Source organism: Bartonella sp. AP88HLJMH, assembly GCF_042195605.1.
Classification (GTDB): domain Bacteria; phylum Pseudomonadota; class Alphaproteobacteria; order Rhizobiales; family Rhizobiaceae; genus Bartonella.
On the sequence record NZ_JBHIOR010000013.1, the window covers coordinates 1 to 12,012 of the forward strand.

A 12,012-nucleotide genomic window follows, 5' to 3' on the forward strand; every position below is an offset into this window, starting at 1 on the left:
AAAGGGCGTAAAACAAAACAGTCCTTTCAGGGTATTTTAGGTGTACGCTATAGTTTCTAACGACATGGTTATTTTTTGATTGATTTCAATGATAATTTTGATGGAAAGCGTTGAGGAATATAAAAGAAGTTCAACATTTGCTGAGGGGCGGTAGCGCATCTTTATGATGGGATGAGCAATTGCAGGTATTTTTATTAAAGTCTTCTTTATAATTCATTCTATATTTTTGAGAATTTGTATAGATTTTTGCAGAGTCACTTGGCAAAGGGCTCCTTGCTCGCTATAGAAATGGCTAGAGAATATTATAAATGAAATAAAGGTGGTTAAATGGCTTTAGAGCGTACTTTTTCGATGATTAAACCAGACGCAACCCGTCGTAATTTGACTGGCGAAATTACTAAAATGCTTGAGGATGCGGAGCTACGTGTTATTGCATCTAAACGTGTCTGGATGAGTAAACGTGAGGCTGAAAAATTTTATGCTGTTCATAAAGAACGCCCTTTTTTTAGTGAATTGGTTGAATTCATGTCTTCTGGTCCAACCGTTGTACAAGTTTTGGAAGGCGAAAATGCAATAGCTAAAAACCGTGAAGTAATGGGGGCTACGAATCCTAGTGATGCAGAAGAAGGGACAATTCGTAAGGTTCATGCTTTATCGATTGGCGAAAATTCTGTCCATGGATCCGATAGTGCTGAAACGGCAAAAACAGAAATCGCCTTTTGGTTTTCTGAGGCAGAAATTGTTGGTTAATAAAGCGTTTATAATAATAAAGCGTATATAAGAAGCAAAAATCCGAAACACTATGTTTCGGTTTTTTGCTTATAAGATTATAGATTTTTTTGAAAGTATATGAAGCATTAATCGTTTTTTTAGCTTTTAATATTGCAGCTGCTTTTACGAAAATATAAAGCCTATTTACTCTTTTCTGAAGAGTTTTTATCTACACGCTACCCTTACTTGTAATGTGCAAAAAAGTGTTTTATTGATCTATCATTAATAGATTTAAAATAAATCAATCTTATGCTATTCTCATCTCTTATTTAAGTACAAAAAGATAAATCACCATTATAAAATTCCATATGATTCATAGGATAACGTGTTTTAAACCTGCACGAAAATAATCCCACCCTGTCCACAATGTAAGGAGGGCAGAAATCCACAACATAGTAATGCCAAACTCTACTGTGTAAGGGAAAATTTTATTACCGGCTGGTCCAGCTAAAAGAAATACAATAGCGATCATCTGTACAAAAGTTTTCCATTTTGCAAGACGAGAGACAGGAACACTAACTTTTAACTCAGCCAAATATTCACGTAATCCTGATACAAGAATTTCTCTGCAAAGAATGATAATAGCTGCCCATAGTGTCCACCCAGCGATGGTACTGTCTGCGGCAAGCAAGAGCAAACAAGCAGAGACGAGAAGTTTATCGGCGATTGGATCTAACATGCGACCAATATTGGATGTTTGTTCCCAAATACGAGCAAGGTAACCGTCAAGAAAGTCAGTAATGGATGCAACGATAAAAATAGAAACAGCAATCCAGCGAGTGATATCACTTGATTGTAGTCGCCCTTCTAAAAAAAAGCATGCAACAACCATTGGGACTGCAACAATTCGTGCATAAGTTAAAATATTTGGAAAAGAAAAAGTATGATTTTTCATGGAGCCATTTTTAATTCTTGTGAAAGAGAATATATTTCCTAAACGTAACAAGGCGAAGGTTATGAAACAAGCCTATTTTTCATGAAAATGGTTATAAATTTTTTGTGCAATTGTCATAGAGATTCCCGTAACTTTTTTTAAATCTTCAAATGAGGCACTAGCAACAGCTTTGGCACTTCCAAAATGATGAAGCAATGCACGCTTTCTTGTCGGACCGATATTTTCGATTTCATCAAGTGGGTTTTTGAATGTTGCTTTTTTTCGTTTTATCCTATGAGTTCCAATCGCAAAACGGTGTGCTTCATCACGCAGACGTTGCAAAAAATAGAGGATAGGATCACGTGGAGGAAGTGTAAAGGGGGGAATACCTTTTATAAAAAATCGTTCACGTCCCGCATGACGGTCAACACCTTTGGCGATTCCAACAACTGTGAAGAGATCATTTAATTGTAATTCAGCAAGTATTGCATGTACGCTGTTGATTTGTCCTTCACCACCATCGATTAAGATAAGGTCAGGCCAAATGGGAAAAAGATCATCATCTTTTATGTTATGACTTCTATTTGGCAGATCATGCTCTTTGATAAGGCGTGAAAATCTTCGTTTAATCACTTCTTTCATCATGCCAAAATCATCGCCAGGCGTGATATCTGTTGAGCGAATGTTGAATTTTCGATATTGATTTTTAATAAATCCCATTTGACCAGCAACAATCATAGCCCCTACAGCATTTGTTCCCATGATATGAGAATTGTCATAGACTTCTATCCGGTGTGGAGGAAAAGGTAGTTGGAATGTTTTAGCAAGACCTTGAAGCAATTTTGTATGGGTGGCTGTTTCAGAAAGCTTATGTTCAAGTGCTTCATGAGCATTGAGATAGGCACGATTAACAAGAGTTTTTCGTTCACCTTGTTTAGGTAAAGAGAGGGATACTTTGTGGTTTGCTTTGAGACTAAATGCTTCTGTAAGAAGTGCCTTTTCTTCAATTTCTTCAGATAAAAGGATGCTTTTGGGAAGTGGTTTATCATCGTAAAATTGGGCAAGAAAACTCGCTAAAATTTCAGTACGGGAAAAAGAGGGATCTGCTTTAGGAAAATAGGCACGGTTTCCCCAATTTTGCCCCATGCGAAAAAAGAACACTTGAATACAAGTCATTCCTTCTTTTTGCGCAATTGCAAATACATCCGCTTCTTTTATCGTTTGAGGATTAATACCTTGATGGCTTTGTATGTGAGAAAGGGCTGATAAGCGGTCACGATAGGAAGCTGCTTGTTCAAAATCAAGATTTTCTGCGGCTTTATGCATAGCTTGAACCATATCGCTTTTAATAGATTGATCTTTTCCCGAAAGGAACGCTTTTGCTCCTTTCACCAGTTCTTTATAATCACTGTCACTAATTTCATGAGTACAAGGTGCAGAACATCGCTTAATTTGATAAAGCAAACAGGGGCGTGTACGGTTTTCAAAAACTGAATCAGTACAGGTTCGTAATAAAAAGGCGCGTTGTAAAATATGAACTGTTTGTGTCACTGCACCAGCAGAAGCAAAAGGACCAAAATAGTGAGCTTTTCGTGTTCGAGCACCACGATGTTTGTAAAGTGCAGGCGCTCGATGATCATCTGTAATCATAATATAAGGAAAACTTTTATCATCACGTAGGAGTACATTAAAATGTGGATGCAATCTTTTGATGAGATTGGCTTCTAAAAGGAGTGCTTCTGTTTCTGTATGGGTGACGATAAATTCCATATGATATGTTGCACGAATCATGCGGGTAATACGATTATTGTGTCCTTGTTCACGTGTATAGTTTGAAACACGTTTTTTGAGATTACGGGCTTTGCCAACATAGAGAATATCACCATTTTCACCAATCATCCGGTAAACCCCTGGCTTATGCGGAAGGTGTCTAACAAACTCTTGTATGAATTTGATACCTTGGAACTGATTTTTCTCATTGCTTTGATTGGCATTATGCCATGTAACATTAGAGAGAAAAGAAAGTTTTTCCCGTTCATTTTGCGGACAATTTGTATTATTTTTCAGGACCATTCCGTTTGTTACGAATATGTTGTTTGTTTAATATATGAAATATTCTTTTTTATTAAATAATGATTATTTATGTCTTTATAATTTTTTTCTATAAATAATATCTTATAGCATAAGAGTATGATTTTAGAGAGCCGATCTTTCATAAAAAATATGAGAGTTGTTATTCTAAGACAGCTTTATGAATTTGCCCAATTTATCCATTAAAATGATTGAAATAAGAAATCCATGATGATTAAGAGGATAGACTTTCTAAAAGGAAAAAAATTAATTCACGCTGATCGTTATTAGCTTACCATTATAATATGTTGGTATTATCCAAAGAATCAAAGAACTTTATCATTTAATGCCTTTGTATTTTACAACATGATATTTGATTTAGAAAAAATATCAGAGAAAGATCTAACATAACAGATGTTCTTTTTGAAGCCACTTATGCGTTATTTGGGCATTTTCATCTTGTCCCAGACGGTTGATAAGAAAGGGGCTGAGTTTTTTCATTTCTTCTTCCAAAAGGTAGGGAGGGTTAATAATAATCATACCACTTCCATTCATTGTCGGTGGACTTGAACTTTTTCGGATACGCATTTCAAGCTGTAGAATCTTAGGAATTCCGGTTTGATAAAGCGCGTGAAGAAAACTTTCAATTTCTTTGTCATATTTAACAGGATACCATAAAGCGTAGATTCCTCCAGAAAAGCGACGATAGGCTTTCGTTAATCCATCAATAAGGCGGGAAAACTCTCCAGTTTTTTCAAAGGGAGGGTCAACAAGGATAAACCCACGTTTTTCTTTTGGTGGTACATGAGCATTTAAGGAAAGCCAACCATCTAAATGCAGAACTTTTGTTTGATAATCTCCTGCAAAGTTTTTTGCTAAAATATGATAATCTTCATTGTGCAATTCTATTGCGGTGAGGCGATCTTGTTTCCGTAATAATTGACGAATAAGAACAGGAGATCCAGGATAAAATACAATTTCTTTTTCCCCTTTATTGAGGGCATCAATGATATCACACCATGGACAAAGGAGTGTTCTTAAATCTTCTGGGATAGGAGTTGAAAAAAGTCGTTGGACACCTTCGCGCCACTCTCCTGTTTTATGTGCTTCTAAAGAAGAAAGGTCATAAATACCGATTCCAGCATGCGTATCTATAACGCGAAAAGCTTTTTCTTTGCGTTTGAGATATTCTACAATGCGAGTGACAATAATGTGTTTAAAAACATCAGCAAAATTGCCAGCATGATAAATATGCCGATAATTCATGGAGTAAACTCTATCATATGTATAACTGTACCGGATTATTAGCATAGAATAATAGAATTGATATCCATAAAAATACTCTTGTAGAAATCAAACAATACCCTCACTCCCACATTATACACTACAGAAAAAATATTAATGTCATCAGAGCATTTATTCACAGAGCTATTTTTATATAATGAGATTAATCGTTAAAATTTTAATTTTTTTATATGAAAGATAGACAAGAAGAGATCAAACATTTCAATAGAGATATTTATGTTGTAAGAGAATTTTTTTATGACCGCGGACTCTTTCAGGAAAACTATAAAAAACTCAATTAACGAGAATATTAGTGAAGTTTGTTGAAAAATTGAAGGGTATCTTTCAAATTCATTTTGTTTAAAGATTAAAGAATTTCAAATGCTTGATAAAAACATTGTTACATTTATAAGTTTTTTAGCAAGCGTAAAATTATGGATAGAGCAATAAAGTGCTGGTGTTATAGTGATAGATTTTTGTAAAAGTGTGAATGAATTTCATTGTTTTAAGCGGAGCCGAAGCTTTACATTATACACGCTAAATAGCTAGGTTATTGTGTATGATGCTAAAATAAAACTTTTGAAAATTGATATGTGCTCTGCAAGCTATCTCAATCAAAATGAGGAATTTTAAACTAAAGTAAATAGGTTTATCTATCTCTAACACTGTATTATCGAGCGGCTTTATGAGGTAATCTTATAAAAAAGGCTAGGATAAGAAATTCTTTTTATATGGATTATGCTTCTATACCATGCTTTTGATTGAATGTAATTTTCTATTCATGCCCATTCTGTTTTCAATACTGAGATAGGTTAAACACATGATATTATGAGAACGCATGCCCAGAATCCGGAGACTTGTAATAGTTAGAGCATACAGTGGCTTAGAGAGCTGGTTATATGGAGGTATTTTACTGAATAAAGGCACAAGCTGGTACCTTTTTTATTTTTTAGCAGTATTGCCATACCTCTTGGCACTTGAGTTGGTTCATAAAGTACATTTTTACTCTTTCCGCTAATAGTTTTATTTACACGCCAGATATTTAATTGAATGCTATGATGGCTCATATTTCGTATTGTATATGGAATAATGGATGATAAAATTTCCACCCCAACGCAAAGAATAAATGTTGTGCGTAAGATGATCGTTTTTGAAGAGACTGATGATGTGTTAAGAAAGTTTTTTAGAGATTTTTCTTTCTGATTTTTTTAATTGAATACGTAAAATGTTTTACAGCATGTTATGATTTTTATCAGTAAAGGATAATTTGGCGGAAATGTTTGTAATGATATGTAAAGCATTGTTTAAAAGGAAAGACATTGGCTATAGTATTTACAGGAAGATGAGTAACCTAAGAGATCAGATGAAGTTATTTTAGAAAAGTTTTTAAGTGTTTTGAACTTTGTATGAAGTGGTTTATCATTTTTGAATGGTTTGTGTTATAATACGCTAAAAAAGGATGAGAGGATAAAAAGTTCTTTTTGCAATAAAAGCGTGTAATTGCTTTTAAGTTAAGAAGAAAATATATAAGTAAGATATTATATTTGATACATTCTTCAGAGGAAGCATGGATAAATGAAATCAAATTTAAAAGCATAAAGTTAGAGAGAATAATGGGTAATATTTTTTCACCAACGCATTTAATTATAATTTTATTGATTATCTTTGTGCTTTTCGGTCGCGGTAAAATTTCTGAATTAATGGGCGATGTTGCTAAAGGAATTAAAGCCTTCAAAAAAAATATGAAAGAAGAAGATGACGGCATTGAGGATAAAGTTGAAATGGCTCCTACTTCCCAAATGATTGATGTAGAATCTCAACAATCTCAGCCGTTATCGGTAAAACATGCAACAGCGCGCAGAAAGGTTTCTTCTGTTTCTAAAAAAAGCAAAACATCTGTTGCTAAAAAACAGTAACAAAAACGCAATCATCATTGTGCAATATTTTTTGATGAGAAAGTCGAATTAAGAGATGTTTGGGATTGACGGACCAGAGTTTATCGTAATCTTACTTGTTCTCATCATTGTCGTTGGACCAAAAGATTTACCTAAAATATTAAAGACAGTAGCAAAGATAAGAGCGTATGTGTATTCAACAGCAAATGAATTTCGTCATCAGTTTGATGATGTAATAAAACAAATCGAGCGCGATGATTTGCAAAAAGTATGTTCGGATATTAGCAATTCAAGCAAGAAGTTGGCAGAAACTTTTGATCCCACTCAAAATATATTAGAGGATATCCACGATAATTGGGATGTTAAGGAAACACATCATAAATCAAAAAAAGATAAAGAAATTTTGGAATGTGATCAAAAGGTAATCAAGAAAGATATGACAGTTTCTATAGCTTCTCATCATTCTGAAAACATTTTTGTTTCTCCTAAAGATAAAGAAAAAGAAGATGTGTCATGAATGTAAAAAAAAATGAAGTTGATGCTAATATGGCTCCACTTTTAGAACATTTAATTGAACTTCGTCAGCGAATTATTTCTGCCTTGGTTGCATTTATGATCGCTTTTATGATGTGTTTTCTTGTTAAAGATTATATCTTAAATTTTTTACTATGGCCATATCAGTGGGCAATGAAAATAGCAGGGGGTAACCCTGAGGGTATTCGTTTGCAATCAACGCAAGTATGGGAAACTTTTTTAACGAAGATGAAGCTTTCTGCTTTTGGGGGAATTATTTTATCTTTTCCCTATACGGCTTTTCAGTTTTATAGTTTTATTGCACCAGGGCTTTATAAAAATGAGCGGATGGCTTTTTTACCATTTCTCATTGGGGGGCCTATTTTATTTTGTATTGGGGGAGCGTTTGTTTATGGTCTATTAGCGCCAATAATACTATGGTTTAGCCTTTCTCAACAATTTCTTCCAGATGTTCATTTAAAAATAGAGTTTATAGTGCGTATTTCTGATTATTTGGGCTTTATGACATCATTTATCCTAATTTTTGGTTTGATTTTTCAATTACCTCTTGTCATCAGTCTTTTAACAAAAATTGGATTTTTAACGTCTCATGATTTGGTGTCTAAACGAAAATGGGCTATTTTGCTCTCTTTTATCATTGCGGCAATCATAACGCCGTCGGATTTTTTTACGATGTTTGCAGTGGCTTTACCAACAATAGCACTTTACGAGATTTCAATTTTAATTGCTTACAGTATAGAAAAGAGAAGAAAATCCGCTTAAGAAAAGTGTATAATCTTATGCGATAAGGAATGAATAAAAACAATATAAATGAGGAATTTTTATGCTTGATATTAAGTGGATTCGTGACAATCCTGAGAAATTAGATAAAGCACTCGTAAGTAGAGGTCTTGAGCCACAAGCTGAAAGGTTAATACAACTTGATCTTGCACGTCGGTCGCATATTGCTAAGGTGCAATTGGCGCAGGAACGTCGCAATGCTGTTTCAAAGGAAATAGGACAGGCTTTAGCGGTATCGGATCAGCAAATGGCTGAACGTCTTAGAGCTGAAGTTGAAGAGATTAAAGCTTTTCTTTCCTCTGCAACAGTGGAAGAAAAACAGCTGACGGAGAGTCTTGAGAAAATTCTTTCAGCACTTCCAAATATTCCATTAGATGATGTTCCAGAAGGTAAAGATGAAAGTGATAATGTCGTCATTCGACATTTTGGTACACCTCCAATATTTAATTTTACACCAAAGGAACATTTTGATCTTGGTCAAGATCTCAAACAGATGAATTTTGAACGAGCTAGTCGTTTGTCTGGAACACGTTTTACAGTACTTTCAGGGGCGTTAGCACGGCTAGAACGAGCATTAGGCCAATTTATGCTTGATGTGCATGTCAATGAGAATGGTTACACAGAAGTCTCAGTACCTCTTCTTGTTCGTGATGAGATTGTTTACGGAGCAGCACAATTACCGAAATTTGCTGAAGACCTTTTTCGTACAACAGATGGTCGATGGCTTATTTCCACAGCAGAAGTGCCATTAACCAATTTGGTCAACGATGAAATTTTTGAAATATCAGATTTACCACTGCGATTTTCTTCTTTATCTCCCTGTTTTCGTTCAGAGGCGGGAGCAGCCGGTCGTGATACGCGCGGTATGTTGCGTCAGCATCAATTTTGGAAAGTTGAAATGGTCTCGATTACCAGTGAAGAGCAGTCTTTAATTGAATTGGAACGTATGACGGAATGTGCAGAAGATATATTAAAACGGCTTGGTTTGCCTTTTCGCACAGTGGTTCTTTCTACGGGTGATATGGGGTTTGCAGCGCGTAAAACCTATGACATCGAGGTTTGGCTTCCTGGTCAAGAATGTTATCGTGAAATTTCTAGCTGTTCAGTTTGTGGAGATTTTCAAGGTCGTCGTATGAATGCGCGCTATCGTAAAGACGGCGATAAAAAATTGCATTTTGTTCATAGCCTTAATGGTTCTGGTACGGCTGTTGGACGTTGTCTTATTGCTGTACTTGAAAATTATCAACAGGCTGATGGATCAATTATTATTCCAGATGTTTTACAACCTTATATGGGAGGCATGCGCTGTATTACTGCTTAATTTTACGAAAGGAGAGACAATATGCGTTTATTGCCAAGAGGTGATGATACACAGACGCAAGTTTTTGCCATTTTAAAAGAAGCAGTTTGTCAGTATGATAAAAGTGTACCTCCATTGGAGATTGAATGATACTATGGGGCAAAAGGGTATTTTACAATTTCGTGAGGAGTTAGCCGCTCTTGTACTGAAAATGCGTAGCAAAGGCATTGATGACGTGCGATTTTTTTCGGCATTAGAGAAAATTCCGCGTCAACAGTTTGTTGCTGCTCCTTGGTTCAATAGTGCTTATGATAATAAAGTTATTCCCCTTGAGTGTGGTGAATATATGGAACGTTTGGAAGAACAACTCTTAATTCTTTCGGCATTATCGTTGAAAAAAAGGCATCGTGTCTTAGAAATTGGTACAGGATCTGGTTTTTGTACTGCTCTTATGGCATGTCTGAGTGACCGTGTGACAACGATTGATCGTTATAAAACGCTTGTTGATTTAGCACGCCAAAAATTTCAAACTTTAGGAATTGAAAATATTGTTATACGGCAGATTGATGGAAGTCATAGCGTGACAGGCTTAGGATCATTTGATCGCATTCTTATTTGGCCATCACGTTTTGATGAACCAAAGGAATTTTTAGAACTTTTAGCTGAAAATGGAATTCTCATTCAGGCGATAGGACCTGACGAAGGGGTACAAACGGTGACGCGCTATACAAAAATTGGTAGTCGATTTGAGTGTTTAGAACTGTTCCAAGTGCGTTACCAACCTTTTATTAAAGGCATTGCGGAGATACTTTAATTTTTACAAGCTAAGAAGTTTCTGCAAATTGTCTACGTTAAGTTCATTTTGATCTTATATAAAGATATTTATGAATAAAACATCTCATTTTAACTCTTCGGTAATTTAAAAAAGCTTTAATGGAGTGAGTTGATTATTGATGAGTGAGCAAAACGATGTGTCTAAAAGCTTTGGATAATATTTTCCAGCATAATTTTCAGAGAATAACTTTGTTAGCGGTGGTAACTATTGTTGCTGGTTGTAGTTCTGGTACACAGCGTTTTTCCAATACGTTCTCTCATCGTACGGTATCATCTCAATCAAATATATCAAGCACTATGTATACAGACCCGCGAATGCTATCATACGGTAGTGGTATGATACAAAGCACTGAATTGCCACCTGTGGAATCAAGCGATGATTCGTGGGGAGATGATAATTCCCCCTATAATTTTCCACATCAAGATAGGATAACTTCTTCTGATGGTCGCGTTATGGGCTCCCCTCCACGTAATCTTGGAACACTTTCTCGTTCACAAATGGATAAATCTCCTATTTTTCGGCGGAATTCTTATATTGTCCAGAGTGGAGATACACTGCTCAATATTGCACGACAAGTAGGGGTTAGTGTTGAGGCATTAAAATTAGCAAATGGTATAAACAGCAATTCCATTTATATTGGTCAGGTCCTTGTTGTTCCAAGCAGGCGTACATTAGCATCTTCAAATGCACACAATAATAACGATTGGGCAGTGTCAACAACAGAATCTGCATCCCAATCTCAAGTGATGTCCTCTATAAAAAACAAGAAGTCCTCTCCTATATATAAAGCTCCTGTAACAACGCCACCCTCTGCAAAGATGAACAAATCAAGTTCTGAGAAAAATTTTTCTAAACAGATGACGCAATTGAAACATGAGACTGGTTTGTCAAGTACTGTTACGAATACAGATAATATGACGACTCCGCAAGCCACAGGAATTTCTAAGATGCGTTGGCCAGTACGAGGGCGTTTATTAAGCCAGTTCGGTCAAAAAAAGGGAACAGTAATGAATCGAGGAATAGATATTGCAGTGCCTGAAGGGTCTTCGGTAAAGGCGGCAGAAAATGGTGTGGTTATTTACGCGGGAGATGGATTAAAAGAGCTTGGTAATGTTGTGATGATTCGACATGAAAATGATATTATCACTATTTATGGATGTAATAGTAAGCTTGTTGTTAACAAAGGACAAAGGATAAGGCGCGGTGATGAGATTGCTAAATCTGGTGTTTCAGGAAATGTTAAAACGCCACGTGTCTATTTTGAGATGCGTAAGAATTCATTACCTGTTGATCCCCTTAAATATTTAGAAAACTAATTTATTGATAACTTTGACATTTGAATAGTCTTACAGTTTATAGAAAATTCATGAAAAACAATTGATTTTCTTAAATCAATAATATAGCAGCAAAAAATCATTGGTTTCAGGAGAGTAGTTCGTTGGGGTCGTTAGATATTACCATCTTTGTATTTATGAAAGTGTAAGACAATAGTATCATACTGTTTGTCAGCTTTGAGTATTCCAATTGCTCTTGCATTTGAGAGAAGCATGAAAAAAGATATTTCACGCCTTTCTTAAAAAGTTTTTATCGACAGGCTCGTTTCATATGTGTGACGTGCAAGAAAATCGTTTTGATTAATTCAGAAGGTTTGAAATGAGATCGTTTTATT

The 12,012-nt window shown here is 35.4% G+C and carries 10 protein-coding genes; 7 read left to right on the plus strand and 3 right to left on the minus strand.

Annotation, left to right across the window (positions count from 1 at the left end):
• The first annotated feature begins 327 nt into the window (after nucleotides 1–327).
• Nucleotides 328–750: a nucleoside-diphosphate kinase gene (gene ndk / locus ACFIMA_RS06785; RefSeq protein WP_375652273.1), complete on the plus strand. Its 423-nt coding sequence runs from the start codon at nucleotides 328–330 to the stop codon at nucleotides 748–750.
• Between the two features lie 334 nt (nucleotides 751–1,084).
• On the opposite strand, the gene pgsA is transcribed toward ndk, so the two are convergent.
• The 3 genes from pgsA to ACFIMA_RS06800 form a co-directional block, all read right to left on the minus strand.
• The gene (gene pgsA, locus ACFIMA_RS06790) at nucleotides 1,085–1,666 is read right to left on the minus strand and encodes a CDP-diacylglycerol--glycerol-3-phosphate 3-phosphatidyltransferase (RefSeq protein WP_273723320.1); all 582 of its coding nucleotides are present in this window, start codon (nucleotides 1,664–1,666) and stop codon (nucleotides 1,085–1,087) included.
• A 72-nt stretch (nucleotides 1,667–1,738) separates the two neighbouring features.
• Nucleotides 1,739–3,718 (minus strand): excinuclease ABC subunit UvrC, encoded by a 1,980-nt coding sequence (gene uvrC / locus ACFIMA_RS06795; protein ID WP_375693261.1) that lies wholly within the window; start codon nucleotides 3,716–3,718, stop codon nucleotides 1,739–1,741.
• 399 nt (nucleotides 3,719–4,117) lie between these two features.
• Nucleotides 4,118–4,981 carry a 23S rRNA (adenine(2030)-N(6))-methyltransferase RlmJ gene (locus ACFIMA_RS06800; RefSeq protein WP_375631751.1) on the minus strand — a complete coding sequence of 288 codons (864 nt, stop codon included), beginning with the start codon at nucleotides 4,979–4,981 and terminating at the stop codon, nucleotides 4,118–4,120.
• Between the two features lie 1,631 nt (nucleotides 4,982–6,612).
• Here ACFIMA_RS06800 and tatA point away from each other — a divergent pair.
• The 6 genes from tatA (at nucleotide 6,613) to ACFIMA_RS06830 (ending at nucleotide 11,659) form a co-directional block, all read left to right on the plus strand.
• On the plus strand, nucleotides 6,613–6,915 hold the full coding sequence (gene tatA / locus ACFIMA_RS06805) for a twin-arginine translocase TatA/TatE family subunit (protein WP_375611300.1): 303 nt from the start codon (nucleotides 6,613–6,615) through the stop codon (nucleotides 6,913–6,915).
• Between the two features lie 55 nt (nucleotides 6,916–6,970).
• A complete protein-coding gene (locus ACFIMA_RS06810; protein WP_375620752.1) occupies nucleotides 6,971–7,411 on the plus strand; it encodes a twin-arginine translocase subunit TatB in 441 nt (146 codons plus the stop codon).
• A complete protein-coding gene (tatC, locus tag ACFIMA_RS06815) occupies nucleotides 7,408–8,190 on the plus strand; it encodes a twin-arginine translocase subunit TatC (RefSeq protein ID WP_375611255.1) in 783 nt (260 codons plus the stop codon). The genes ACFIMA_RS06810 and tatC overlap by 4 nt, the downstream gene beginning before the upstream one ends.
• Before the next feature lie 61 nt (nucleotides 8,191–8,251).
• On the plus strand, nucleotides 8,252–9,529 hold the full coding sequence (gene serS, locus ACFIMA_RS06820) for a serine--tRNA ligase (RefSeq protein ID WP_375620754.1): 1,278 nt from the start codon (nucleotides 8,252–8,254) through the stop codon (nucleotides 9,527–9,529).
• 133 nt (nucleotides 9,530–9,662) lie between these two features.
• Nucleotides 9,663–10,322: a protein-L-isoaspartate(D-aspartate) O-methyltransferase gene (locus tag ACFIMA_RS06825; RefSeq protein ID WP_273791164.1), complete on the plus strand. Its 660-nt coding sequence runs from the start codon at nucleotides 9,663–9,665 to the stop codon at nucleotides 10,320–10,322.
• Nucleotides 10,323–10,477: 155 nt separating this feature from the next.
• Complete coding sequence (locus ACFIMA_RS06830) at nucleotides 10,478–11,659, plus strand: peptidoglycan DD-metalloendopeptidase family protein (RefSeq protein WP_375630192.1); 1,182 nt, start codon at nucleotides 10,478–10,480, stop codon at nucleotides 11,657–11,659.
• Nucleotides 11,660–12,012: the final 353 nt, after the last annotated feature.